The sequence below is a fragment of the Streptomyces sp. NPDC047706 genome, from assembly GCF_043204795.1.
Lineage (GTDB): Bacteria > Actinomycetota > Actinomycetes > Streptomycetales > Streptomycetaceae > Streptomyces.
Window position 1 is genome coordinate 234,521 of sequence record NZ_JBIDCW010000006.1, and the last position, 25,500, is coordinate 260,020.

General features: G+C 70.7%; 25 protein-coding genes and 1 riboswitch. Of the genes, 7 read left to right on the plus strand and 18 right to left on the minus strand.

Annotated features, from left to right (window positions below; genetic code table 11):
* Positions 1-82: 82 nt before the first annotated feature.
* From ligA to ACGF8A_RS09840, 4 genes are all read right to left on the minus strand, one after another.
* Positions 83-2,278 carry an NAD-dependent DNA ligase LigA gene (ligA, locus tag ACGF8A_RS09825; RefSeq protein ID WP_393106083.1) on the minus strand — a complete coding sequence of 732 codons (2,196 nt, stop codon included), beginning with the start codon at positions 2,276-2,278 and terminating at the stop codon, positions 83-85.
* A gap of 15 nt (positions 2,279-2,293) precedes the next feature.
* Entirely contained in the window at positions 2,294-3,301 is a 1,008-nt protein-coding gene (locus ACGF8A_RS09830; protein ID WP_393106085.1) for a methionine synthase, read from the minus strand.
* Positions 3,302-3,440: 139 nt separating this feature from the next.
* The gene (locus ACGF8A_RS09835; RefSeq protein ID WP_393106087.1) at positions 3,441-4,130 is read right to left on the minus strand and encodes an SDR family oxidoreductase; all 690 of its coding nucleotides are present in this window, start codon (positions 4,128-4,130) and stop codon (positions 3,441-3,443) included.
* Positions 4,131-4,157: 27 nt separating this feature from the next.
* Positions 4,158-4,697, minus strand: a complete 540-nt coding sequence (locus ACGF8A_RS09840; protein ID WP_393106089.1) for a TIGR00730 family Rossman fold protein — start codon at positions 4,695-4,697, stop codon at positions 4,158-4,160.
* Between the two features lie 50 nt (positions 4,698-4,747).
* Here ACGF8A_RS09840 and ACGF8A_RS09845 point away from each other — a divergent pair, with 50 nt between their 5' ends.
* On the plus strand, positions 4,748-5,083 hold the full coding sequence (locus ACGF8A_RS09845) for a DUF427 domain-containing protein (protein WP_393106091.1): 336 nt from the start codon (positions 4,748-4,750) through the stop codon (positions 5,081-5,083).
* Between the two features lie 10 nt (positions 5,084-5,093).
* Here the strand turns inward: ACGF8A_RS09845 and mnmA are convergent, their stop codons facing one another.
* The gene (mnmA, locus tag ACGF8A_RS09850; protein ID WP_393106093.1) at positions 5,094-6,224 is read right to left on the minus strand and encodes a tRNA 2-thiouridine(34) synthase MnmA; all 1,131 of its coding nucleotides are present in this window, start codon (positions 6,222-6,224) and stop codon (positions 5,094-5,096) included.
* A gap of 60 nt (positions 6,225-6,284) precedes the next feature.
* Here mnmA and ACGF8A_RS09855 point away from each other — a divergent pair, with 60 nt between their 5' ends.
* Positions 6,285-6,953: an N-acetylmuramoyl-L-alanine amidase gene (locus ACGF8A_RS09855; protein WP_393106095.1), complete on the plus strand. Its 669-nt coding sequence runs from the start codon at positions 6,285-6,287 to the stop codon at positions 6,951-6,953.
* Between the two features lie 7 nt (positions 6,954-6,960).
* On the opposite strand, the gene ACGF8A_RS09860 is transcribed toward ACGF8A_RS09855, so the two are convergent.
* From ACGF8A_RS09860 to ACGF8A_RS09870, 3 genes are all read right to left on the minus strand, one after another.
* Positions 6,961-8,124: a cysteine desulfurase family protein gene (locus ACGF8A_RS09860; protein WP_393106097.1), complete on the minus strand. Its 1,164-nt coding sequence runs from the start codon at positions 8,122-8,124 to the stop codon at positions 6,961-6,963.
* Between the two features lie 167 nt (positions 8,125-8,291).
* On the minus strand, positions 8,292-8,558 hold the full coding sequence (locus ACGF8A_RS09865; protein ID WP_393106099.1) for a DUF4190 domain-containing protein: 267 nt from the start codon (positions 8,556-8,558) through the stop codon (positions 8,292-8,294).
* A 16-nt stretch (positions 8,559-8,574) separates the two neighbouring features.
* A complete protein-coding gene (locus tag ACGF8A_RS09870) occupies positions 8,575-8,739 on the minus strand; it encodes a hypothetical protein (protein ID WP_393106101.1) in 165 nt (54 codons plus the stop codon).
* A 115-nt stretch (positions 8,740-8,854) separates the two neighbouring features.
* Here ACGF8A_RS09870 and ACGF8A_RS09875 point away from each other — a divergent pair, with 115 nt between their 5' ends.
* Complete coding sequence (locus ACGF8A_RS09875) at positions 8,855-9,478, plus strand: TetR family transcriptional regulator (protein WP_393106103.1); 624 nt, start codon at positions 8,855-8,857, stop codon at positions 9,476-9,478.
* 10 nt (positions 9,479-9,488) lie between these two features.
* Here ACGF8A_RS09875 and ACGF8A_RS09880 read toward each other — a convergent pair whose 3' ends face one another.
* From ACGF8A_RS09880 to ACGF8A_RS09925, 10 genes are all read right to left on the minus strand, one after another.
* Entirely contained in the window at positions 9,489-10,337 is an 849-nt protein-coding gene (locus ACGF8A_RS09880) for a thioesterase family protein (protein WP_393106105.1), read from the minus strand.
* A gap of 25 nt (positions 10,338-10,362) precedes the next feature.
* Positions 10,363-11,055 carry a trimeric intracellular cation channel family protein gene (locus tag ACGF8A_RS09885; RefSeq protein ID WP_393106107.1) on the minus strand — a complete coding sequence of 231 codons (693 nt, stop codon included), beginning with the start codon at positions 11,053-11,055 and terminating at the stop codon, positions 10,363-10,365.
* Positions 11,056-11,125: 70 nt separating this feature from the next.
* Complete coding sequence (locus ACGF8A_RS09890) at positions 11,126-12,535, minus strand: ABC transporter ATP-binding protein (RefSeq protein ID WP_393106109.1); 1,410 nt, start codon at positions 12,533-12,535, stop codon at positions 11,126-11,128.
* Positions 12,532-13,629 carry an ABC transporter ATP-binding protein gene (locus tag ACGF8A_RS09895; protein WP_393106111.1) on the minus strand — a complete coding sequence of 366 codons (1,098 nt, stop codon included), beginning with the start codon at positions 13,627-13,629 and terminating at the stop codon, positions 12,532-12,534. Before ACGF8A_RS09895 ends, ACGF8A_RS09890 begins: the two co-directional genes overlap by 4 nt.
* Entirely contained in the window at positions 13,626-14,633 is a 1,008-nt protein-coding gene (locus ACGF8A_RS09900; protein WP_393106113.1) for an ABC transporter permease, read from the minus strand. Before ACGF8A_RS09900 ends, ACGF8A_RS09895 begins: the two co-directional genes overlap by 4 nt.
* A 69-nt stretch (positions 14,634-14,702) precedes the next feature.
* Entirely contained in the window at positions 14,703-16,478 is a 1,776-nt protein-coding gene (locus tag ACGF8A_RS09905; RefSeq protein ID WP_393106115.1) for an ABC transporter substrate-binding protein, read from the minus strand.
* Between the two features lie 37 nt (positions 16,479-16,515).
* Positions 16,516-17,517, minus strand: coding sequence for an ABC transporter permease (locus ACGF8A_RS09910; RefSeq protein ID WP_393106117.1), 1,002 nt, complete (start codon positions 17,515-17,517; stop codon positions 16,516-16,518).
* Between the two features lie 439 nt (positions 17,518-17,956).
* Positions 17,957-18,760 (minus strand): enhanced serine sensitivity protein SseB C-terminal domain-containing protein, encoded by an 804-nt coding sequence (locus ACGF8A_RS09915; RefSeq protein WP_393106119.1) that lies wholly within the window; start codon positions 18,758-18,760, stop codon positions 17,957-17,959.
* Between the two features lie 160 nt (positions 18,761-18,920).
* Entirely contained in the window at positions 18,921-19,700 is a 780-nt protein-coding gene (locus ACGF8A_RS09920; RefSeq protein WP_393106121.1) for an enhanced serine sensitivity protein SseB, read from the minus strand.
* A gap of 59 nt (positions 19,701-19,759) precedes the next feature.
* Positions 19,760-20,428, minus strand: a complete 669-nt coding sequence (locus tag ACGF8A_RS09925; protein ID WP_393106123.1) for an AAA family ATPase — start codon at positions 20,426-20,428, stop codon at positions 19,760-19,762.
* A 220-nt stretch (positions 20,429-20,648) separates the two neighbouring features.
* A riboswitch (glycine riboswitch) is annotated at positions 20,649-20,748 on the plus strand.
* Between the two features lie 149 nt (positions 20,749-20,897).
* Here ACGF8A_RS09925 and gcvT point away from each other — a divergent pair.
* The 4 genes from gcvT (at position 20,898) to ACGF8A_RS09945 (ending at position 25,308) form a co-directional block, all read left to right on the plus strand.
* A complete protein-coding gene (gene gcvT, locus ACGF8A_RS09930; RefSeq protein WP_393106125.1) occupies positions 20,898-22,016 on the plus strand; it encodes a glycine cleavage system aminomethyltransferase GcvT in 1,119 nt (372 codons plus the stop codon).
* A 108-nt stretch (positions 22,017-22,124) separates the two neighbouring features.
* Positions 22,125-22,502, plus strand: a complete 378-nt coding sequence (gcvH, locus tag ACGF8A_RS09935; RefSeq protein WP_393106127.1) for a glycine cleavage system protein GcvH — start codon at positions 22,125-22,127, stop codon at positions 22,500-22,502.
* A gap of 14 nt (positions 22,503-22,516) precedes the next feature.
* A complete protein-coding gene (gene glyA / locus ACGF8A_RS09940; RefSeq protein WP_393106129.1) occupies positions 22,517-23,785 on the plus strand; it encodes a serine hydroxymethyltransferase in 1,269 nt (422 codons plus the stop codon).
* Between the two features lie 155 nt (positions 23,786-23,940).
* Complete coding sequence (locus ACGF8A_RS09945; RefSeq protein ID WP_393106131.1) at positions 23,941-25,308, plus strand: L-serine ammonia-lyase; 1,368 nt, start codon at positions 23,941-23,943, stop codon at positions 25,306-25,308.
* Positions 25,309-25,500 lie beyond the last annotated feature (192 nt).

A 25,500-nucleotide genomic window follows, 5' to 3' on the forward strand; every position in this document is an offset into this window, starting at 1 on the left:
GCAGCGGTCGTCGACGGTTGCCCGAATGCGCCCCGGCCGCCCGTATGCATCTGGTATGCGCCGATCGGGTGTTCCTCAACCGCTACTCGCCGGTCGGAAGTGCGACTTCCGACGCCGCCTCAGGCCCTTGCTCCAGGAGGACGCTGAACCCGTCCTCGTCCAGGACCGGCACCTTGAGTTGCACGGCCTTGTCGTACTTCGACCCGGGGTTGTCACCCACAACGACGAACGACGTCTTCTTCGAAACCGAACCGGTCACCTTGGCGCCCCTTGTCTGCAACGCCTCCTTCGCGCCGTCCCGCGTGAACCGTTCGAGCGTGCCGGTGACGACGACGGTGAGGCCTTCGAGCGGGCGGGGGCCCTCGTCCTCGCCGGTGCGCTCCTCCTCCAGGCGGACGCCGGCGGCCATCCACTTGCGGATGATCTCGCGGTGCCAGTCCTCGGCGAACCACTCCTTGAGCGAGGCGGCGATGATCGGGCCGACACCGTCGGTGGTGGCCAGCTCCTCCTCGGTGGCCTGCTCGATGCGGTCGACGGAGCGGAACTCGCGGGCCAGCGCCTCGGCTGCGACAGGGCCGACATGACGGATCGACAGGCCCGTCAGGACGCGGGCCAGCGGGCGCTGCTTGGCGGCGGCGATGTTCTCCAGCATCGCGAGCGCGTTCTTCTTCGGCTCGCCCTGCTGGTTGGCGAAGACCGTGACGATCTTCTCCTCGCCGGTCCTGGGGTCCCGCTTGGGCAGGCCGCTGTCCTGGTCGAGCACGTACGCCTTGATGGGCAGCAGCTGCTCGAACGTGAGGTCGAACAGATCGCCCTCGTCCTTCAGCGGCGGCTCGGCCGGCTCCAGCGGCTTGGTGAGGGCGGCCGCCGCGACATAGCCGAAGTGCTCGATGTCCAGCGCCTTGCGGCCCGCCAGATAGAACAGCCGTTCGCGCAGTTGTGCGGGGCAGGTGCGGGAGTTCGGGCAGCGCAGGTCCACGTCGCCCTCCTTCATCGGCCGCAGCGCCGTACCGCACTCGGGGCACTCGGAGGGCATCACGAACTCACGCTCGGTGCCGTCGCGCAGGTCGACGACCGGGCCGAGGATCTCCGGGATGACGTCACCGGCCTTGCGCAGCACCACCGTGTCGCCGATGAGCACGCCCTTGGCCTTGACGACGTCCTGGTTGTGCAACGTGGCGAACTCGACCTCCGAACCGGCCACCGTCACCGGCTCGACCTGCGCGTACGGCGTGACGCGGCCGGTGCGGCCCACTCCCACACGGATGTTGACGAGCTTGGTGTTGACCTCCTCCGGTGCGTACTTGTACGCGATCGCCCAGCGCGGGGCGCGGGCCGTGGAGCCGAGGCGGCCCTGGAGGCGGATCTCGTCGAGCTTGACCACCACGCCGTCGATCTCGTGCTCCACGGAGTGGCGGTTCTCGCCGTAGTACGCGATGAACTCGCGTACGCCTTCGAGGTCGTCGACCACCTTGTTGTGCCGTGAGGTGGGCAGGCCCCACTCCCCCAGCAGGTCGTAGGCCTGGGAGAGGCGGGTGAGGCCCTCGAAGCCCTGCAGTGCCCCGATGCCGTGCACCACCATGTGCAGCGGGCGGGTGGCCGTGACGCGCGGGTCCTTCTGGCGCAGCGAACCGGCCGCCGCGTTACGCGGGTTGGCGAAGGGCTTGTCGCCGGCCTCCACCAGACGGCGGTTGAGCTCCTCGAACTTCTCCATCGGGAAGTAGACCTCGCCGCGGATCTCGACCAGGTCCGGGACCTTGTCGCCGTTCAGCCGGTCCGGGATCTCGGCGATGGTGCGGACGTTGGGGGTGATGTCCTCCCCCGTGCGGCCGTCGCCGCGGGTCGCCGCGCGCGTGAGGCGGCCGTGCTCGTAGGTGAGGTTGACGGCGAGGCCGTCGACCTTGAGCTCGCACAGGAAGTGGTAGTCCTGCTCGCCCAGTTCGCGGGCGATGCGGTCGGACCAGGCCGCGAGTTCGTCGTCGTTGAAGGTGTTGTCGAGGGAGAGCATGCGCTCGCGGTGCTCGACCGCGGTGAACTCCGTCTCGTAGGACCCGGCGACCTTCTGGGTCGGCGAGTCCGGCGTGCGCAGCTCCGGATACTCCTCCTCCAGCTCCTCCAGGGTGCGCAGCAGCTGGTCGAACTCCGCGTCGCTGACGACGGGAGCGTCCTTCACGTAGTACCGGAAGCGGTGCTCCTCGACCTGCTCGGCGAGGCGCGCGTGGCGCTCCCGTGCCGTGGCGGGTACCGCTGTGGACTCCGCTTGCTTGTCGCCGGCCACCGTATCGTCCTCCCGTTACTCAGGGTTGTCCGCGAGGGATCTCGCCGCCCGGACGCAGTGGGCGAGGGCCCGGCGCGCGTACTCGGGGGAAGCGCCCGCGAGTCCACACGCCGGCGTGACCGTGACCGCCTCCGCGAGAAGCTCCGGAGACAGCCCCAGCCTGCGCCAGAGCGTCCTGACACCCATGACGCTACCGGGAGGGTCCGACAACGGGCCGTCCGTGCCCGGCACGACACCGGCGAACAGCCTGGTGCCGCCCTCCACGGCCTCGCCGATCACATCGTCGTCACGCTCGGTGAGCAGCGAGAAGTCGAAGGACACGGCGTCGGCACCGGCCCGGCGCAGCAGGGCGAACGGGACGTCGGGGGCGCAGGAGTGCACGACGACCGGGCCGCCGTCGTGCACCCGGACGACATCGCGCAGCGCGGCCTCGACCAGCTGCCGGTCGACGGCGCGGTGGGTGCGGTAGCCGCTGGCGGTGCGGACCTGGCCGCGCAGTACGGCGGTCAGGGACGGCTCGTCGAGCTGGAGCACGAGGTGGGCGCCGGGGACGCGCCGCCGGACCTCGGCCAGATGCAGGCGCAGCCCCTCGGTGAGGGAGGCGGCGAGGTCGCGGCAGGCGCCGGGGTCGGAGAGGACCGCCTCGCCGTTCCTCAGCTCCAGGGCCGCGGCGAGCGTCCACGGCCCCACGGCCTGCACCTTCAGCGGGCCCTCGTAGCCCTGCGTGAACTCCTCCAGCGCGTCCAGGTCCTCGCCGAGCCACGACGACGCCCGCCTGGTGTCCCGGCCCGGCCGGTCACCGAGCCGCCAGCCACTGGGTTCCACGCGCGCGTACAGCTCGACCAGCATCCCGGCGGTCCGCCCGATCATGTCCGCCCCGGGCCCCCGGGCGGGCAGCTCGGGCAGGAACGGGAAGTCCTCGAAGGACCCGGTGACGGTCTTGGCGGCTTCCCGGGCGTCCTCGCCGGGCAGGGAACCGACCCCGGTCGCGGCACCGAAGCTGAACTGGGTTTCCTCACTCACCCCAGCAGACTACGTGCCCGCCACGCAGGTGACCGTCCGCCGGGGGCTGCCGCCCCGGTGCCTGCGCCGCGGCCCGAACCGCCTCGTCCGTGAACGCCGGACGGGCTCCTCGCCGCCGCCGGCCGGCGGCATCAGGTGCTCACCGTCCCGGTCGCACGGTCAGGTCGTTCACCTCGGCGTCCCCCGGCAGGTCCAGGGCCATCACGACGGTCGTGGCCACCGACTCGGGGTCGATCCACTTCGCGGGGTCGTACTCCTTGCCCTCCTGCTGGTGGACCTTGGCCTGCATCGGGCTCGCCGTGCGGCCGGGGTAGACGGAGGTGACGCGGACACCGTTCGCGTGCTCCTCGTGGCGCAGGGAGTCCGCGAGGGCCTTCAGCCCGTGCTTGGAGGCCGCGTAGGCGGACCAGCCGGCGTGGGCGTTCAGACCCGCGCCGGAGTTCACGAACACCACGTGGCCGTGGGCGGCGCGCAGTTGGGGCAGGAAGAGACGGGTGAGCTCGGCGGGGGCGACGAGGTTGACGTTGAGCTGGTGGCGCCAGGCCTTGGGGGTGAGGTCGCCGACCGGGCCCAGGTCGACCACGCCGGCGATGTGCAGCAGGGAGTCCACCCGGTCCGGCAGTGTCTGGTGGGACAGCGCCCAGCTGAGCCGGTCGGGCTCCGCCAGGTCGCCGACGACGGTCTTCGCCCCGGGGAACTCGGCCGCCAGTTCCCTGGCGCGGCCGGCGTCGCGCGCGTGCAGCACGACCTCGTCCCCGCGCGCGTGCAGACGGCGGGCCACGGCGGCGCCGATGCCGGAACCCGCCCCGGTGATCACATGTGTAGCCATGCCCGCCATGCTCGCATCATCGCGGCATCAGGCGACGCCCTGGCTCTCCTCCAGGAAGGCCAGCGCCCCCACCGGCTCCTCCGCGAAGAACACGAGGTCGGTCAGCGGCCGGGGCAGGAACCCCTCGTCCTCCATGCGGCGGAACTGCTCCTTGAGGCCGTCGTAGAAGCCCGCCGTGTTCAGCAGCACCACCGGCTTGTCGGTGTGGCCGTGCTTCTTCAGCTCCAGGATCTCGGTCGCCTCGTCCAGCGTGCCGGTGCCGCCCACCATGATCACCACGGCGTCGGACTTCTCCAGGAGCAGCTTCTTGCGCGCGGCGAGGTCCTCGGCGATGACCATCTCGTCGACGCCCGGCCGGGCCTTGGCCGCCAGGAACCGCACGGAGACGCCCACGAGGCGTCCGCCCGCCTCCTGCACGCCGTCGGCGACCACCTTCATCAGGCCGACGTCCGAGCCGCCCCACACCAGCGTGTGCCCGCCCTTGCCGAGCAGCTTCGCGAACTCGCGCGCGGGACGCGTGTAGCGGTCGTCGAGGTCGGCGGCGGAGAGGAAGACGCAGATGTTCATCCGCCCACCGTACGCGGGAAGAACCGGCGCCCCGCGAGTGCTGTCCGAACATGACGCAGAACACCACCCGAGGTCACACGATCACCATCGAGCAGGGCACGCAGCGCGTGCGCGCCGTCCACGACGGGCAGGTGCTGGCGGAGAGCGACCGGCCCCTCGTCCTGCGGGAGACGGGCTGTCCCGTGCGCTACTACATCCCGCCGCAGGACGTCCGGCTCGATCTCCTGACGCCCTCCGAGACGCACACCTACTGCCCCTTCAAGGGCACCGCGTCCTACTGGTCGCTGCCGGACGCGGCGGATGTCGTCTGGGGCTACCCGGACCCCAAGCCGGAGGTCGCAGCGATCAAGGACCACCTCTGCTTCTACGAGGTGGAGACGGTCTGAACCGGACGGTTCAGACCATCCCGGCCGTCACGCGCGTGGTCGAGGCGATCGTCGCCGAGCCGACCACGCGCGTGCCGTCGTACAGCACGATCGCCTGGCCCGGCGCCACGCCACGGACCGGCTCGCCGAAGCGCACGTGCAGATCGCCGTCGACGACCTCGGCGGTGACCTCGGTCTCGCCGCCGTGGGCGCGCAACTGGGCGGTGTAGGTGCCGGGGCCGGCGGGGGCGGCGCCGCACCAGCGGGGCCGGACGGCGGTGAGGGCGCCGACGTCCAGGGCGGACGCGGGGCCCACGGTCACGGTGTTGTCCACCGGCGAGATGTCGAGGACGTAGCGCGGCTTGCCGTCGGACGCGGGGGTGCCGATCCGCAGGCCCTTGCGCTGGCCGATGGTGAAGCCGTAGGCGCCCTCGTGGGTGCCGAGCTTGTTGCCCGCCTCGTCCACGATGTCGCCCTCGGCCCTGCCGAGCCGGTCCGCCAGGAAGCCCTGCGTGTCGCCGTCGGCGATGAAGCAGATGTCGTGCGAGTCGGGCTTCTTGGCGACCGCCAGGCCCCGGCGCTCGGCCTCCGCGCGGATCTCGTCCTTCGTGGTGAGCGTGTCGCCGAGCGGGAACATCGCGTGGGCGAGCTGCCGGTCGTCCAGCACCCCGAGGACATACGACTGGTCCTTCGCCATGTCGGAGGCGCGGTGCAGCTCACGCGAGCCGTCCTCGTTCACGATCACCTTGGCGTAGTGGCCCGTGCAGACCGCGTCGAAGCCCAGCGCCAGCGCCTTGTCCAGCAGCGCGGCGAACTTGATCTTCTCGTTGCAGCGCAGGCACGGGTTGGGCGTGCGGCCCGCCTCGTACTCGGCGACGAAGTCCTCGACGACGTCCTCGCGGAAGCGGTCGGCGAGGTCCCAGACGTAGAAGGGGATGCCGATCACGTCCGCCGCGCGGCGGGCGTCGCGGGAGTCCTCGATCGTGCAGCAGCCCCGCGCGCCCGTGCGGAAGGATTGCGGGTTCGCGGAGAGCGCGAGATGGACGCCGGTCACGTCGTGCCCGGCCTCGGCCGCGCGGGCGGCGGCGACGGCGGAGTCGACACCGCCGGACATGGCGGCGAGGACGCGGAGGGGGCGGGAGGGCTGCGGGGTGTCAGTCATAACCCTTCCAGAGTACGGGGGCGCGGGAACCGGGGACCGCGAGTATCCGTTCTGGATCACATGGAGCAGACGAAGGGCGGCCCGGACGGGCGGATCGGGCGGCGCGCCCTGATCATCGGCGGGGCCGCGGCCGTGGTGGGCACGGGTGCCGTGCTGGCGCGTGACGAGTTGTCGCGGCTGTGGTGGCAGGTCCCCGGCGTGGAGAAACCGCGGGTGGAGGGCGCCGTCGACTTCACGGGCGCGCGCTGGGTGGCGGCCTCGTCGGCGAACTGGCGGCGGGCCGACCGCCCGGCCGACTACACGATCGACATGGTGATCGTCCATGTCACCCAGGGCAGCTTCGACAGCGCGGTGAAGGTCTTCCAGGACCCGGAGCACGGCGCCGCGTCGCACTACATCGTGCGCGACGACGGCCACATCGCCCAGATGATCCGCGAGCTCGACGTGGCCTACCACGCGGGCAACCGCGACTACAACGAACGCAGCATCGGCATCGAGCACGCCGGCTTCGTGGACCGCCCGCAGGACTTCACGGACGAGATGTACGCCGCCTCCGCCCGGCTCACGGCGGGGATATGCAGGCGCTACGGCGTACCCGTCGACCGCGAGCACATCATCGGTCACGTGGAGGTGCCGGGCACGGACCACACCGACCCGGGGGAGCACTGGGACTGGGACCGCTACATGCGCCTCGTACGGCAGGCGGGTACGCCCGTGACACCGGCCTGACGCGGGTTCAGGTCAGCCCCGCCGCCCGCGCCCGTTCCACGGCCGGGCCGATGGCCCCGGCGACCGCCGCGACGTCGGCCGCCGTGGAGGTGTGGCCGAGGGAGAAGCGGAGGGTGCCGCGGGCCAGGTCGGGGTCGGTGCCGGTGGCGAGCAGCACGTGGCTGGGCTGGGCGACTCCGGCGGTGCAGGCGGAGCCGGTCGAGCACTCGATGCCCTGGGCGTCCAGGAGCAGCAGCAGGGAGTCGCCCTCGCAGCCGGGGAACGTGAAGTGGGCGTTGGCCGGGAGGCGATGCACCGGATCACCGCCCAGGATCGCGTCCGGCACGGCCCTGCGGACCACGTCGACCAGGTCGTCGCGCAGGGCACCGATCTCGCGGGCGAACTTCTCGCGGTGCTCGGCGGCATGACGGCCGGCGACGGCGAAGGAGGCGATGGCGGGGACGTCGAGAGTGCCTGAGCGGACGTGCCGTTCCTGGCCACCACCGTGCATGACGGGTACGGGACTGTACTCACGGCCCAGCAGCAGCGCGCCGATGCCGTACGGGCCGCCGACCTTGTGGGCGGAGACGGTCATCGCGGCGAGGCCGGACGCGGCGAAGCCGACGGGCAGCTGCCCGAAGGCCTGGACGGCGTCGGAGTGCAGCGGTACGCCGAACTCGGCGGCGGTCCGGGCGAGTTCCTCGACCGGCAGCACCGTGCCGATCTCGTTGTTGGCCCACATGACGGTGGCCAGCGCGACGTCGTCGGGGTTGCGTGCGATGGCCTCGCGCAGCGCCTCGGGGGCGACCCGGCCGTAGGAGTCGACCGGGAGGTACTCGACGGTGGCGCCCTCGTGTTCGCCGAGCCAGTGGACGGCGTCCAGGACGGCGTGGTGCTCGACGGGGCTGGACAGGACCCGGGTGCGGGCCGGGTCCTGGGCGCGCCGGGACCAGTACAGGCCCTTGACCGCGAGGTTGTCGGCCTCGGTGCCGCCGGAGGTGAAGACGACCTCGCTGGGGCGGGCGCCGAGGGCTTCCGCGAGGGTTTCGCGGGCTTCCTCGACGGTGCGGCGGGCCTGGCGGCCGGATGCGTGGAGGGAGGAGGCGTTGCCCGTACTGCGCAGGTGGGCGGTGAGTGCCTCCGCCGCCTCCGGGAGCATCGGGGTGGTCGCGGCGTGGTCGAGGTATGCCATGGTGACGCCGATTCTACGGCGCGGCGGGGCGGGGGCGGGGGTGCGGTGGCCCGGGATTCGGGTCGGCGTCGGCGGGCGTCGTCCGGGCCGCTACGGGAGCCGGGCGACGCACCCGCGTGCGGGGCGCCCCCGTGCCGCCGTGGCGGCCGCGTCCGGGGCACCCCGCCTCAGAAGCTCCACGAGATCGTGCTGTCCGCCTGCATGAACACCGCCAGCACCACGAGGTCCGCGATGCCGAGGCCGAGCCCCAGCCAGGCGCGGAAGCGGCGTTCGGTGCCTCGCCGGAGGGCGACGGCGGCCAGGGTGATGGCGATGGGGCCGAGGAAGAGGTTGAGCACGAGGAGGCCGAGGAGGCCGAGGACGAAGGACGCGACGGCCATGCCGTCGGTGTCGCGGATGCCGGTGCGGCGCTCGGCCGGTGTGATCAGCTGCATGGTGGGCTCCCGGCGGTCAGTGGGTCGGCGTCCGGCGTCGGCCGAGGCGCTCGCGGAGCGCGAAGATGCCGAGCCAGGCGGCGATCACGACGGCCGTGACGAGGGTGAAGCCGATCGGCGCGTGGGCCACGGTGCCCATGGCCACGCCGAGCAGCAGAAGTGCGGCGACCAGGAAGAGCATGGGACGGATCCCCTCCGCTTCGGTGAACGCTTGTAGTTACACTTGTTCACTGACTTCCCAGACTAGCCCGTCCCATGACTTCCCCATTACAGAGAACAGTTGTTAACTGCATGGTATGAGTCACACCCTCGGCATCCGGCAGGCACAGAAGCAGAAGACCCGGCAGGCGCTCCTCGACGCCGCGCTGGAGCTGCTGGAGGAGCAGAGCCTGAGCAGCCTGGGCCTGCGCGAGGTCACCCGCGCGGTCGGTGTCGCCCCGACCGCCTTCTACCGGCACTTCCGCTCCACCGCCGACCTGGGCGTCGCGCTGGTCGAAGAGGCGCTGGGCAGCCTGCACGCGACCATCCGCACCATCGTGGCCACCACGGGAGACAGCGACGAACGCATCGCGCGCGCCGTGGAGTTGATCAGCGGGCACGTACAGGCCCACCCCGCACATGTCCGCTTCATCGCCCGCGAGCAGCACGGCGGGGTGCAGCCGGTGCGGGAGGCCATCCGCGGCCAGCTGACCCTGTTCACCGAGGAGGTGAAGGCCGAGCTGGCCAAGGACCGCGCCTCCGGCGGCTGGAGCGACGGCGATCTGCTGATGCTCGCGGGACTCTACGTCGACCAGATGCTCGTCACGGCCTCGCTCCTGCTGGAGGCACTCGGCTCCGAGGACGAGCAACGGCGGGTCGCCCAGGTGGCGACCCGCCGGCTACGGCTGATCAGCATCGGCCGTGAACACTGGCCGGATTGAACCCCTCCGCTCAGGACGCGAGCCGCACCCGCGCCAGCTGCCGGGACTGTGCCACCAGCCGGTCCGCGCTGTCCCACACCTCGGCGTCCTCCTCCAGGAAGCCGCCCGCCAGGTTACGCGTGGTGATGGACACCCGGAGCGGACCCGGTGCCGGCCGGCACCGCACGTGGACGGTCAGCTCGACCGTCGGCACCCAGCCGGAGACGCCGAGTTCGAAGGCGGTGGGCGGCAGGGCGTCCACGGCGAGCAGCAGCGAGAGGGGGTCGGCGTCGCGGCCGTCCTTGAGCCCGAACCACGCCCGCATCTCGCCCTTGCCGGACGGTGCGCCCAGCGCCCAGCCCAGGGTGGAGGGGTCGAGCTTGAGCATCAGCCGCTCGGTGATCGCCGAGCTGCCGTCGACGGGGGCGGGCCCGTCCTCGGGGCCGAAGCACTGCTCGATCGGCGGCATCGCCGGGGGCCGCGCGGTCGTGCGGACGTCGTCGGGGAGGGTGCCGAGGTCGCCGTAGGAGGCGAGGACACGGATGCGTTCGACCTCGCGGCCCTGGTCGTCGTACTGGAGGAGCGAGGCCTGGCCGGTGGAGAGGGTGCGGCCGGTGCGGACCACGTCGGTGCGGACGACCGCGGGGCCCGGCTGGGACGCGGTCAGGTAGTGCGCGGAGATCGTGAACGGGTCCGGGTGCGGCAACGCGTCGGCGAGGGCCCGGCCCAGTACGGCCAGCAGGTAGCCACCGTTGACGGCGCTGATGATGGTCCAGCCCGCGGAGAGGTCGATGTCGTAGACGCCCTCGGAGCGCCGGGTGACGGCGGTGTCGCGGTCGAACTCACTGTTGCCGATGGTCGCCTGGGATGCCTGAGCCATGGCGGTACGGTACAACAACAAACTACTAAGCGGTAGCTTTTGTCGTCGGCTGCCGCGGTGGCTCCTCCTCGCGGACCGTCGAGCGCCGGTTCCACGCCCGTGGCGCCCGCCAGTGGAAGCGCATCGCCAGCAGCCGCAGCACGAAGGCGGTGGCGGCGGCGAGTGTGCTGGTCAGCGGGTTGAGGGCGTCATAGCGGATGCACAGGGCCACCATCACGGCGCCGACGATCGCGGGCACCGCGTACAGATCGCGGTCCCAGCGCAGCAGTGAGGGCACCTCGTTGGCGAGCACGTCCCGCAGGACGCCACCGCCGACCGCGGTGGCGAGGCCGAGGGCCGCGGAGGCGTGCAGGCCGAGCCCGTACTCGTACGCCTTGGTGGTCCCCGCCACGCAGAACAGGCCGAGCCCGGCCGCGTCGAAGACGTTCACACCGGCCTGGAGGCGCTCCACGTGCGGATGGAGGAAGAAGACCAGGAGCGCGGCCAGCAGCGGCGTGAGGAAGTACCCCAGGTCCGTGAACGCCGCCGGCGGCACGGCGCCGATCATCAGGTCCCGGAACAGCCCACCGCCCAGCGCGGTGGCCTCGGCGAGGACGGCGATGCCGAAGACGTCGAAGTTCTTGCGGACGGCCAGCAGCGCGCCGGAGATGGCGAACACGAAGATGCCGGCCAGGTCGAGGGTGTGCTGGACGGACGGGGTGAACAGTTGCTGGAGCACCCTGACATTCTCACCTGCCGGTGAGCCCCCCTCTCACGGTCGAAGACGGGGACCCACGGCGCGGTCGGAGTCACTTCTCCTCGGCCCGGGGCTCCTTCCCGGTGAGCTCCGCCTGCGCGGGGTCGGTCCCCGCGGCCTGCGCATGCGGGGGCTCGCTCGGCGCGGGCTCCGTGCCCGCAGCGCTTTCGCCCACCGACAAGATCCCCTTGGACTGCGCCGCGGCCTCGGCGGTCTGCGCGGATCCGGTACCCGCCGGCTCGCCCTGCGCGGACCCGCCCTTCACGGTCTCAGCCGCCCCAGGGGCAGGGGCCGCCGGCTCGACCTCTGCCGCCACCGCCGCCGAGGTCGCCGCCGATTTCGCCGGCGCCTCCTGCGGGACCAGCTCCGCCGCCTCCCTGGCGTCGGCAAGCAGGACAGTGTCCTGGGGGGCCTGGTCCTCGAAGTTCTCGGGGTGGTGGCAGGCGACCTGCCGGCCCGGGCGCAACTCCATCAGCGGCGGCTCGGTCGTGCTGCAGATCTCCGTCGCCTTCCAGCACCGCGTGTGGAAACGGCAGCCGCTGGGCGGCGCGATCGGCGAGGGGACGTCACCGCGGAGCAGGATGCGCTCGCTCTTGGCACCCCGGCGCTTGGGGTCCGGCACCGGCACGGCGGACATCAGCGCCTTGGTGTACGGGTGCATCGGCGCCTCGTACAGCGAGGTGCGGTCGGAGAGTTCGACGATCTTGCCGAGGTACATCACCGCGATACGGTCCGAGACATGGCGTACGACGGAGAGGTCGTGCGCGATGATCACGTACGTCAGGCCCAGTTCCTGCTGGAGGTCGTCCATCAGGTTCACGACCTGAGCCTGGATCGACACGTCGAGCGCGGAGACCGGCTCGTCCGCCACGACCAGCTTCGGCTTCAGGGCGAGCGCCCGCGCGATGCCGATGCGCTGACGCTGACCGCCGGAGAACTCGTGCGGGTAGCGGTTGTAGTGCTCGGGGCTCAGGCCCACCAGTTGCAGCAGCCGCTGGACCTCCTTCTTCACCCCGCCCTCGGGCTCGACGCCCTGGAGCCGGAAGGGCGCCGAGACGATCGAGCCGATGGTGTGCCGGGGGTTCAGGGAGCCGTACGGGTCCTGGAAGATCATCTGGATGTCCCGCCGCAGCGGGCGCATCCCGGCCGTGTTCAGCCGCGTGATGTCCTTGCCCTCGAAGTGGATCGTGCCGCCCGTCGGGTCCTGGAGCCGGGTGATGACCCGGCCCATGGTCGACTTGCCGCAGCCCGACTCGCCGACCACGCCGAGCGTCTCGCCCTTGCGCACCTCGAAGTCGATGCCGTCCACGGCCTTGACCGCGCCGACCTGACGCTGGAGCAGGCCCTTGCGGATCGGGAAGTGCTTCTGCAGGCCCTCGACCTTGAGCAGCACCTCGCGTTCCGCGGCGGGAGCCGAGGCCTGCGCCGGGACGGTCACGTCCGATTTCCTGGTTTCGCTCACAGCTTCGGCGCAATCTCTTCGGTCCAGATCCGCGTACGGTCCTCGGGCGAGAGGTGGCAGGCGGAGAAGTGTCCGGTGCCGACCTGCGTCAGCTCGGGGCGCACGGTGCGGGTGACATCGCCCTTGGGGACGTCCGCGTACGGGCAGCGCGGGTGGAAGGCGCAGCCCGAGGGGACGTTGATGAGGCTCGGCGGCGCGCCCTTGACCGGGATGAGCCGGTCGGAGGTCTCCCGGTCGATGCGCGGCATCGAGCCGAGCAGGCCCCAGGTGTAGGGGTGCTGCGGCCGCTCGAAGACGTCGTCGACCGAACCGCGCTCCACGCACCGGCCGCCGTACATCACCAGGACGTCGTCGGCGATCTCGGCGACCACACCGAGGTCGTGGGTGATGATGACGACCGCGGAGCCGAACTCCTTCTGCAGGTCCCGGATCAGGTCGAGGATCTGCGCCTGGACGGTCACGTCCAGGGCGGTCGTCGGCTCGTCCGCGATGAGCAGCTCGGGGTTGTTGACCAGCGCCATGGCGATCATCGCCCGCTGGCGCATACCGCCGGAGAACTCGTGCGGGTAGCCGTCGACACGCTTGGCGGGCTCGGGGATGCCGACCCGGTCGAGCATCTCGATGGCCCGCTTGCGCGCGACCTTCTTGCTGACGTCGTGGTGGACGCGGTACGCCTCCACGATCTGGTTGCCGATCGTGTAGTACGGGTGCATCGCGGACAGCGGGTCCTGGAAGATCATCGCCATCTCGCGGCCACGCAGTCGGCGCACCTCGTCCGGGGCGGCGGAGATCAGTTCCTTGCCGTCGAGCCAGATCTCCCCCGACATCCGGACGCTCTTGCCGCGCGCGCCGAGCCGGTGCAGGCCCATGATCGCCAGTGAGGTGACCGACTTGCCGGAGCCGGACTCGCCCACGATGGAGAGGGTCTTGCCCTTCTCCAGCGAGAAGCTCAGCCCGTCGACGGACTTGACCAGGCCGTCGTCGGTCGGGAAGTGCACCTTGAGGTCTCGGACTTCGAGGAACGCGGTGGGCGCGTCGGAGGGTCCCTTCACGGGCTCCCCCACGGCTGCACCGGTCTTGGAGAGTTCGGTCACGAGATCCTCACCCGCGGGTCGGCGGCGGCGTACAAGAGGTCCACCAGGAAGTTTGCGAGAACGACGAAGAAGGCGGCGAGGAGGGTGACGCCGAGGATCGGCGGCAGGTCGTTGTCCCGGATGGACTGCACCGCGTACTCACCGATGCCGTGCAGGGAGAAGACCGTCTCGGTGATCACCGCGCCACCGAGCAGCAGCCCGAGGTCCATGCCGAAGACGGTGATGATCGGGGTCAGCGCGGCCCGCAGCCCGTGCTTGGCGACGACATTCCGCTCGCGCAGCCCCTTGGCGCGGGCCGTGCGGATGAAGTCCTCGCTCATCGTCTCCAGCATGCCCGAGCGGGTGAGCCGGGCGTAGATGGCGGAGTAGAGCAGGGCCAGCGAACACCAGGCGGGGAACAGTGTGTTGGCCCACTGCGAGGGGTTCTCGGTGAAGGGGACGTACTCGCGGCCGAAGATGGGCCACTTGTAGGTGAAGAGGAACAGCGCGAGCTGGCCCGTGAAGAACATGGGCAGGGAGACACCGGCGAGGGCGACGCCCATGAACGACCGGTCGGCGAGCGACCGCGGCTTGAGCGCGGAGATCACACCGGCCGTGACACCGCCCAGCAGCCACATGACGGCGGCACCGGCGGCCAGCGAGAGCGTCACCGGCAGGCGGCTGGTGAGCTGCGGCCAGACCTCGACGTGGGTCTTGAAGGAGTAGCCGAAGCAGGGCGCGTTGCACTGCGCCGTGGTGGGGCCGAGGTCATAAGTGGCGCCGGAGACGATCCCCTTGATGAAGTCCCAGTACTGGACGTACACGGGCTGGTCGAGTCCGAGGTTCTGCTTGACCGCTTCGATGTCGGCCTTCGAGGGGCTCTTCCCGATGTACTGCTGGGCCAGCTGGTCGGCCGTCTGGCCGGCGAGCCGGGGCAGCAGGAAGAAGATCGCGAAGGTGACCGCGGTGACGACCAGCAGCAGGATCACTGCCGCGACCGTCCGGCGGAGGATATACGAGATCACGGGGATCGGCGCTGATGCCCGCGGGCCGCGAAGCCCGCGGGCATCAATGCCTTCACCTGCCTTCCGGGGCTACTTCTTGGTCGTGCCGATGTTGAGGTAGTCGTACTGACCGCTGAAGGCCGCCGTCGAGACCAGGTTGGTGAAGCCGGCCGGGCGGTACAGCAGGACCTTGAAGTAGGTCAGCGGAACGAGGGCCGCCTCCTCCATCGTCTTGTTGTCGATCTCGGCGTAGAGGCCGTTGCGCTCGGTCTCGTCCTCGGTCGCGATCGCCTTCTCGAGCATCGAGTTGACGTCCGCGTTGTCGAGCTGCGACAGGTTGGTGTTGCCGGACTCGCCGATCGCGTCACCGTGCAGGATCTGCTGCAGGAAGCCGTAGCCGGAGGGCCAGTCGGCACCCCACTGCATCATGTGCAGGCCGATGTTCTGCTTCTTGTTGAACTGCGGCACACCCGCGGAGTCGGTGAAGTACTTGCCCGACGGGTACTGCTTGAGGGTGGCGTTGATGCCCGCCGCCTTCAGCGAGTTGATGATCGCGGTCGCCGCGGCGATCTCCTGCGGACGGTCGCTGCGCGCCGAGATGTTGGTGCTGATCGTGTTCTTGCCGCAGGCCTTCAGCTGCTCCTTGGCCTTGGCGGCGTCACCCTTGCTGTCCGTGGTGGCGTACAGGTCGGACTGCTTGTAGCCCGGGATGTCCGGCGGCAGGACGGTGGTGGCGATCTCACCGCGGATCGGGCCGCCGAGGGCGGTCTGCACCGAGTTCTTGTCGACCGCGTACTGCACGGCCTTGCGGCACTCGACCTTGTCGAACGGCGCCAGCTTGGTGTTGATCGCCATGTAGACCAGACGGCCACCGTAGGTGTTGTCGGTGTTGGCCTTGAGGTCGGGGTCGCCCACGACCTCCGCCTGCGTGGCGGCCTGGACGCCACCGCCGCCGAGGTCGATCGCCTTGCCGGCGCGGACGTCCTGGTCGATCGTCTCGGCGTTGACCTTCATCCTGACGACGATCTTGTCCGCGTACTGCTTGCGCAGCGGGTCGGTGGCGGCGTCCCAGTTCTCGTTGCGGACGAGGACGACCTCCTTGCCCTCCTCGTAGCTCTCGAACTTGTACGAGCCCGAGGACACGACGTTCTTGACGTAGTCGACGCCGGTGTCCTTGGCCTTCGGCACGGGAGCCGTCTGCGGCTGGGCGACCAGGTAGTCGAACTCCTGGAAGGAGCGGTTGAGCTTGAAGACGACCGTGGTGTCGTCCGGCGTCTCGATGGACGCGAGGCCCTTGTCGCTCTTGTCCTTGTAGGGACCCTTGTACTTCTCGCCGCCCTCGAGGAACTGCTGGAAGTAGTTCGGGCCGAGGGAGAGCACGTCACGCGCGAAGTTGGAGCGCTCTACGGCGTACTTGACGTCCTTGGACGTGATCGGCGTGCCGTCCTCGTACTTGAGGCCCTCACGCAGCTTGTACGTCCAGGTCTTGCCGCCGTCGCTGGGCTCACCCGGCGCCGAAGCGAGGTCCGGGACGAGCTCGTTGCCGGCCTCGCCGGCGCCCGGCTTGTAGGTCATGAGCGGGCGGGCGTACAGCCGGCTGAGGTTGAACATGTACCCGTAGTACGTGTTGCCCGGGTCGAAGGAGTCCGGCACGTCCGAGTACTCGTACGTGACCGTGCCCCCCTTCGCGTCGGCGGCGTTGACGACACCCTTGGTCGCTGCGTTGGCACCGGCCGACTTGTTGCTGCCGTCGCCATTGTCGTTGTCTTCGGCCTTGCTGCAACCCGAAAGCACCAGGCTCACAGTGCCTACAGCCGCGATTGCGGCCAGCGCTGACCTTCGCATGATGGTCTGCTTCCCCTCCATAGTTGGAAACTTGCCGGGCCCTCGACTCGGCCGCACGTCAGCGGCTACTGCGCGGGTCGAGAGCGTCACGGAGTCCGTCGCCGAGCAGGTTGAACGCCAGGACGGTGACGAAGATGGCGAGGCCAGGCACGATCATGAACTGCGGATCGACCTTGTAGAAGTTGACCGCCTCGCTGAGCATGCCGCCCCATGACGCCTGCGGGGGCTGGATGCCGACGCCGAGGAAGCTCAGGCTGGCCTCGAAAAGGATGTTCGTCGGGATGAGCAGCGTCGAGTAGACGATGATCGGGCCGACCAGGTTCGGGAGCAGCTCCCGGAAGAGGATGTACGGTCCCTTGGCTCCCATGCCCCGGGAGGCGTCGATGAACTCGCGCTCCTTGAGGGCCAGGGTCTGACCGCGGACGATGCGGCCCAGATACGGCCAGTTGAAGAAGCCGATGATGAAGATCAGCACGCTGATGTGCAGCGGCAGACCCTCCAGGCCGAAGGCACCACCCTGCAGCGTCGCCGAGATGGCGATGGCGAACAGCAGCAGCGGGAAGGCGAGGAAGGTGTCCATCAGACGGCTGATGATCGTGTCCACCCGCCCTCCGTAGTAGCCCGCCATCACACCGAGGACCGTGCCGATCGTGTTGGACAGGAGGGTGGCCCCGAACGCCACGACCAGGGACACCCAGGAGCCCTCCAGGATTCGGGTGGCGATGTCCCGCCCGAACTTGGGGTCCACACCCAGCGGGTGCTCCGCGCTCATGCCGCCCCAGTCGCCGCTGGGCAGCGAGGTGTTGGGGTCGAGCAGGTCCTGGTTGAAGGCGTTGGGGTCGAGGCCGAAGAGGGCCTGGATGGGACGGGCCAGGACCGCGAGCAGCACCAGCAGGATGACGACGATGCCGCCGGCCACGGCGACCTTGTCCTTCTTGAAGCGGGACCAGGCGATCTGCCCAAGGGAACGGCCTTCGATCTGCCCCTTCTCGGCACCGGCAAGCACGGCTTCCGGCTGTGCCTCGGCTGCCGCTCCGGTGGTCTCGATCGGTGCGGTCACAGTGACCTGACCCCTCTCACCGGTGGTAACCGGCTTACGTGCGCCGCTTTTCGGCGGATCTGCTGACTTACCCGTCCGCCGGCCCGGTCTGTTGGGGCCCGACGGTGCCGACCGTTCGACCTGTCGTCCACAGGGTCGTTGGCCACGCGTCTGACAGGCGAGTCTTCAACGCATTCGCGATCACGTGCCAGCCCTGCCGCACAAAGTATGCGCAACCGTGATGCTGTCTCCGGTGTTCCGTTATCCGAACGCGGGTCGCTGCATTGCGGAGAGATGCGGCAGCCGCGCCGCACGGCAGTCCGAGCGAGCGCTCCAACCGTCAGCAAGTGGGGTTCGGGTGCGAGTTGAGCACCGGGAGGGATGCGATCGGCCTCGCATCGCACCCCGGACACCACGCATGCGATGTGTCGCGGGGAGCAGGAGAAGGGCCGCCCTGCGGCTAGAAGGCACCGCGGGGCGGCGGGTAGCCGTAGCCCGCGGACGGCGCCTGGGCCGGGGCGGCGTGGGCCTCGCGGTCGTAGAACGGGCGGGCGTTGGCGCGCAGCCACATCGCCACCGGGTCGTACCCGTCGGACATCGCGACCGTCGACACCGGCAGACCGTCCGGCACCGCGCCGATGGACTGCTGCATCATCGCGCGTACCGAGTCCACGGCGGGCGGGGAGGTGTCGTACACGTCGAGACCGATGGCGAGGTACGGCGCCCCGAGCGCGGGCTGGACCCAGGCGCGGCGCAGCGAGCGGACGGCCGGGGTGCGGTGGGCGTTCTGCGACAGCTGGGCGTAGAACTGCGGGATCTGGATGCCGGGTTCGGACAGCCGCAGAGGGCCGGCGGGCTGGCGGTCGAGGCCGGTGGCGATGCGGCGCAGGTCCAGCCACGGGATGCCCATGCCACCGCCGGGGGCGTGCGGGTTCAGCCAGAGCCCGTAGTGGTCGGGGTACAGGGTGCGGGCCACGTCCAGGCCGTCGACCACTTCGTACGAACGGTTCCAGCCGCTCGCCGAGAGCTCCTGGGCGGAGGTGACACAGGGGGCGTAGCCGCAGCCGTCGACCTCCATGTTCCCGTACTGGGCGTCGGGGCTGCCGGCCTGGCCGTGCCACAGCAGCATCCAGATCTGGCCGGAGTGGGGGGTCGCGAGGGCACGCAGGAGTGCCTCGTAGGCGTCGTAGCGCCCCGGCGTCACCTGGCGCAGCATGTGCTCGACCTGGCCGGCCGCGGCGGTGCCCGTGCCGCTAGCGCTCACTGTTTACCGCCCCTTCGTGCAACGCCCTCTTCGAGCCGTGACCCTAGCTTAAGGGCGCCCACCGACTCGGGACCCGGTGTCGTCCCCCGGGCGCGGGCAGGCGTGCGCAGGTCGCGCGGTTCCCCGCGCTCCCGCCAAGGGCGCAGGCCCGGCGGGCGTTTCAGAAGTCCCGCTGGTAGAAGGGGCGCACCCGCTCCCGCATCCACGTGACCACCGGGTCCTGGGCCACGTCCATCAGGACCAGGTTGACGGGCCACTTCACCGGGACCCTGCCCAGGGCGCGGCCGAGCGCGTCCAGGGGGGCGGCGCGCGGATCGCCCTCCCACCGGGAGAGTTCGACGCCCACGAACATCACCGGCTCCCCCGTCTCGATCGCCGCCAGGCAGCGGCGGGCCGTGGTGACGACACCGATGGCCTCGAACTCCGCGGACGCCGCCGTGAGGAAGTCGACCGGGTCGTCCTGCCAGTCCGGCTCGAGGAGGCGGACCCGGCCGCCTCTCGCCGGCCCGTCCAGCGGGGTGCGCCCCGCGCGGCCGAGCTCGGCGACCGCCGCCGGCGGCAGCGGGATGCCGACCACGCCACCGGGGTTCACCACGATGCCCGCCTGCGGGGGCAGGCCGCGGGCGAACTCGACGGCGGGGGCGACGGTGAACGACATGTGGACGCCGACGACCTGGCGGAACTGTTCCTCGGAGCTGAAGACCGGGACGTAGGCCTGGCCGTCGATCTCCATGCCCGGCAGGTCCAGGGTGCCGCTGTCCGGTCCGCCGCCGCCCGGCAGCGGAACCCAGACGAAGCTGCGGCCGAGCACCTCCACGATGCGGCCGCCGGCCGAGGGGACGCCGAGGGACGCCGAGAGCACCTCCTCCAGCTCGTTGCCGGGCCATCCGCCGTGCGGATGCGGGTGCGCCTGCGCCGGAAAGTCCCCCGGGAAGTCCATCTGCCTACCGCCTGCTCCGTACCAGTGCTGCCGGCTGGAAAGGCTAACCCGCCGCCCCGTCAGCCGGTGAAGCCGATCCGGCGCAGCGCGTTCGCCGCCGCCCGGTCGAGCAGGATCGCGGCGCCGCAGCCGCGGGGCAGATCGCCACGCTCACAGCGGCGCAGCAGGCGGGCGGCGGCGCGACGGTGGCGCAGGAACGCGTACCGCGAGACGCCGCGGCCGCGCTCGCGCTGGCCGGCCAGGGCCTGCTCCGCGGTGACGTCGAGCAGCAGCAGATGCAGGGTGCCGCCCCGGCGGCGGGCCTCACGGGCCAGCCAGGCGCGCACCCACGCCTGCGTGCCGCAGTCGTGGACGACGACGCCCTCGCCGGTGCGCAGGGCGCGGCGCAGTCCGGCGTAGTGGGCGAGGCGCACGAGCGGGCGGTACACCGCGTACGGCAGCCAGTGGGGCGTGCGGCCGTCCCAGCGGTCGCGGGTGTCCTGGGAGTCGATGCGCCGGTCGCGGACCGCCCGCCGCATGAGGGTGGACTTGCCACTGCCGGGCAGGCCGGTGATGACGACGAGGTCGCTGGGCCCGAAGAGCAGGGCGTGCGGGCTGCGGCCCGCCCGCTCGCGCAGGTCGCGGACCACGGGGAACGGCAGCGGGCCGCACGCCTCCCGGGCCGGGACGGTCGGCTGCTTGGGCAGTGCGAGGCCCGCGGTCGTCGCGTAGGCCGTGGTCCTGTTCACCGTGATCGTCCTCCCCTGGGGCGGTTCACGAGTCCCGTCCCCGTCGAGTGTAAAGAGAAGGTAATGCGCGGCGTCTCGCGTTTCCGCCCGCTTCCCGCAACAAGCCTGCTACAACACACTGTGCCCGGTCCTGGACGCTGTGTGCCCCCACTGAAAGGTCCCCCTGCCGCGCGCGGGAGATGCATGCAATGATGTGCCCGCCAACTGCATACCGGCCGCTTGAATCCGCGCGGGAGAGTTCCCGGGCACGCCGTGCCCGGGGCGCCGAAGGAGCAAGTCCCTCCCTTGAATCTCTCAGGCCCCGTTACCGCGCGGGCGAGGCACATCTGAAAAGCGGGCCGCTGCCGCAGTGGCTCCACCCAAGGTGCAAGCCATGGTCCCCCTCCACGGGCGGTCATGGCGAACCTCTCAGGTTCCGATGACAGATGGGGAGGAACGACCTCGCCGTCATGCCTTGGGAGACCGACCGATGAGCAGTACCGCACTCCGTCGTACCGCGCTCGATGCGCTGCATCGCTCGCTCGGCGCGACCATGACCGACTTCGCCGGCTGGGACATGCCCCTGCGCTACGGCTCCGAGCGCGACGAGCACCTCGCGGTGCGCACCAGGGCCGGGCTGTTCGACCTCTCGCACATGGGCGAGATCACCGTCACCGGCCCCCAGGCCGCACAGCTGCTGAACCACGCGCTGGTCGGCAACATCGCCTCCGTCGGCGTCGGCCGCGCCCGCTACACCATGATCTGCCAGGCGGACGGCGGCATCCTCGACGACCTGATCGTCTACCGGCTCGCCGAGACCGAGTACATGGTCGTGGCCAACGCGGGCAACGCGCAGATCGTCCTGGACGCGCTCACCGAGCGCGCGGCAGGGTTCGACGCCGCCGTCCGCGACGACCGCGACGCCTACGCCCTGCTCGCCGTCCAGGGGCCCGAGTCCCCCGGCATCCTCAAGCAGCTGACCGACGCCGACCTCGACGGCCTCAAGTACTACGCCGGGCTGCCCGGCACCGTCGCCGGCGTCCCCGCGCTGATCGCGCGCACCGGCTACACCGGCGAGGACGGCTTCGAGCTGTTCGTGAAGCCGGAGCACGCCGTCGCCCTGTGGGAGGCGCTGACCGAGGCGGGCGCGGGCGCCGGCCTGATCCCCTGCGGTCTGTCGTGCCGGGACACGCTGCGCCTGGAGGCCGGCATGCCGCTGTACGGGCACGAGCTGACCACCTCCCTCACCCCCTTCGACGCCGGGCTCGGCCGCGTGGTGAAGTTCGAGAAGGAGGGCGACTTCGTCGGGCGCGAGGCGCTCACCGAGGCCGCCGCGCGCGCCGAGGCCAGCCCGCCGCGCGTCCTGGTCGGCCTGGTCGCCGAGGGCCGCCGGGTGCCGCGCGCCGGGTACCCCGTGGTCGCCGGCGGCGAGGTGATCGGCGAGGTCACCTCCGGCGCCCCCTCCCCCACCCTGGGCAAGCCGATCGCGATGGCGTACGTCGACGCCGCGCACGCGGCTCCGGGCACGCCGGGAGTCGGCGTGGACATCCGGGGCACCCACGAGCCGTACGAGGTCGTGGCGCTGCCCTTCTACAAGCGCCAGAAGTAGACACTGGGCTCGGGTCCACGTGACCCGTCGTACATCCGGCCTGCTCACAGGCACCGCCAGCAGTCCCCCACTCACCAGCACTCCCGCGCGTACAGGAGAATCCCAGCCATGAGCAACCCCCAGCAGCTGCGCTACAGCAAGGAGCACGAGTGGCTGTCGGCCGCCGAGGACGGCGTCTCGACGGTCGGCATCACCGAGTTCGCGGCGAACGCGCTCGGTGACGTCGTCTACGCCCAGCTCCCCGAGGTGGGCTCCCAGGTGGCCGCGGGCGAGACCTGCGGCGAGCTGGAGTCGACCAAGTCCGTCAGCGACCTGTACTCCCCGGTCGACGGTGAGATCACCGAGATCAACCAGGACGTGGTGGACGACCCGTCGCTGGTGAACTCGGCCCCCTTCGAGGGCGGCTGGCTGTTCAAGGTGCGGATCGCGCAGGAGCCCGCCGACCTGCTCTCCGCCGACGAGTACGCCGCCCACACCGCCGGCTGAGGAGTCGTAGCCACATGTCCGTCCTGAACACCCCCCTGCACGAGTACGACCCGGCCGTCGCGGCCGCCGTCGACGCCGAGCTGGACCGTCAGCAGTCCACCCTCGAGATGATCGCCTCGGAGAACTTCGCCCCGGTCGCGGTCATGGAGGCGCAGGGCTCGGTCCTGACCAACAAGTACGCCGAGGGCTACCCCGGACGTCGCTACTACGGCGGCTGCGAGCACGTCGACGTGATCGAGCAGATCGCGATCGACCGCGTCAAGGAGCTGTACGGCGCCGAGCACGCCAACGTACAGCCGCACTCCGGCGCACAGGCCAACGCGGCCACCATGCACGCGCTACTCAAGCCCGGCGACACGATCATGGGTCTGAACCTCGCCCACGGCGGGCACCTGACCCACGGCATGAAGATCAACTTCTCCGGCAAGCTGTACGACGTGGTCGCCTACCACGTCGGCGAGGACGGCCTGGTCGACATGGACGAGGTGGAGCGCCTCGCCAAGGAGAAGCAGCCGAAGCTGATCGTGGCCGGCTGGTCGGCGTACCCCCGGCAGCTGGACTTCGCCGCCTTCCGGCGCATCGCCGACGAGGTCGGCGCGTACCTCATGGTCGACATGGCCCACTTCGCCGGCCTGGTCGCCGCCGGGCTGCACCCCAACCCGGTGCCGCACGCCCACGTGGTGACCACCACCACCCACAAGACGCTGGGCGGGCCGCGCGGTGGTGTGATCCTCTCCACGGCCGAACTGGCCAAGAAGATCAACTCCGCCGTCTTCCCCGGTCAGCAGGGTGGCCCGCTGGAGCACGTGATCGCCGCCAAGGCCGTCGCCTTCAAGGTCGCCGCCTCCGAGGACTTCAAGGAGCGCCAGCGGCGTACGCTGGAGGGCGCGCGCATCCTCGCCGAGCGGCTGACGAAGGACGACGCCAAGGCGGTCGGCGTGGACGTGCTCTCCGGCGGCACGGACGTCCATCTGGTCCTGGTCGACCTGCGCGACTCCGAGCTCGACGGCCAGCAGGCCGAGGACCGGCTGCACGAGGTCGGCATCACGGTCAACCGCAACGCCGTCCCGAACGACCCGCGCCCGCCGATGGTCACGTCCGGGCTGCGGATCGGTACGCCCGCGCTGGCCACCCGCGGCTTCACCGCCGACGACTTCGCCGAGGTCGCGGACGTGATCGCCGAGGCGCTGAAGCCGTCGTACGACGCCCAGGCGCTCAAGGCACGGGTCAAGGCGCTCGCCGACAAGCACCCGCTGTACCCGGGCCTGAACAAGCGGTCCTGAAACAAGCAGTCCTGAACAAGCAGTCCTGAACACACAGATCTGAACACACAGATCTGAACACACAGGCCTGAACACAGGCCTGAACACACAGCTCGACCGTGGGCTCCACACCGACGTGGAGCCCACCGCACCACCCCCGTCCCAAGGAGTCACCCGTGGCCATCTCGGTCTTCGACCTGTTCTCGATCGGCATCGGCCCGTCCAGCTCCCACACGGTCGGCCCCATGCGCGCGGCCCGCATCTTCGCCAGCCGGCTGCGCGGCGAGGAACTGCTGGACTCCGTGGCCTCGCTGCGTGTGGAGCTCTACGGCTCCCTGGGCGCTACCGGACACGGGCACGGCACACCCAAGGCGGTGCTGCTCGGCCTGGAGGGCGAGTCGCCGCGCACGGTGGACGTCGAGTCCGCCGACGAGCGGGTGGAGGCGATCAGGAGCGCCGGCCTGCTGAAGCTCCTCGGCGAACGCGACATCGCCTTCGACTTCGACGCGGACCTGAAACTGCACCGCCGCAAAGCCCTCCCCTACCACGCCAACGGCATGACCCTGTGGGCGTACGACGCCTCCGGGGCGGAGCTGCTGTCCAAGACGTACTACTCGGTGGGCGGCGGATTCGTCGTCGACGAGGACGCGGTCGGCGCGGACCGCATCAAGCTGGACGACACGGTCCTGAAGTACCCCTTCCGCACGGGCGACGAGCTGCTCCGCCTGACGAGGGAGACCGGGCTGTCGATCTCCGCACTGATGCTGGAGAACGAGCGCGCCTGGCGCACCGAGGAGGAGATCCGCGCCGGGCTGCTGGACATCTGGCAGGTCATGCAGGCGTGCGTACGGCGCGGCATGACCCGGGAGGGCATCCTGCCCGGCGGGCTGAAGGTGCGCCGCCGCGCCGCCAACACCGCGCGCAAGCTGCGCTCCGAGGGCGACCCGCAGGCCCTCGCCATGGAGTGGATCACGCTCTACGCGATGGCGGTGAACGAGGAGAACGCGGCCGGCGGCCGGGTCGTCACCGCGCCCACCAACGGCGCGGCCGGCATCATCCCCGCGGTCCTGCACTACTACATGAACTTCGTGCCCGGCGCGGACGAGGAGGGCGTGGTCCGCTTCCTGCTCGCCGCGGGCGCGATCGGCATGCTGTTCAAGGAGAACGCCTCCATCTCCGGCGCCGAGGTCGGCTGCCAGGGCGAGGTCGGCTCCGCCTGCTCGATGGCCGCGGGCGCCCTCGCCGAGGTGCTCGGCGGCAGCCCCGAACAGGTCGAGAACGCCGCCGAGATCGGCATGGAGCACAACCTCGGCCTCACCTGCGATCCCGTCGGCGGCCTGGTGCAGATCCCCTGCATCGAGCGCAACGGCATGGCCGCGGTGAAGGCGGTCACGGCGGCGCGGATGGCGATGCGCGGCGACGGCTCGCACAAGGTCTCCCTCGACAAGGTCATCAAGACCATGAAGGACACCGGCGCCGACATGAGCGTGAAGTACAAGGAGACCGCGCGGGGCGGGCTGGCGGTGAACATCATCGAGTGCTAGGGAAACAGGCCCTGACCAGCGCGTTCGTATCTTTCAGCGCTGTCAGGGCCTTCCTTGTTCACGCGGTGGAAAGTCCCTCGCGGCCGAAAGTCTCTGAGAAGTCCCTGCTGGCATGGAACCCCGCTCGGCTACCCGCGAACATGCAGGCCAAGGGCATAGTGCGTCAGGGGGACGACATGTCGGTCGAATACA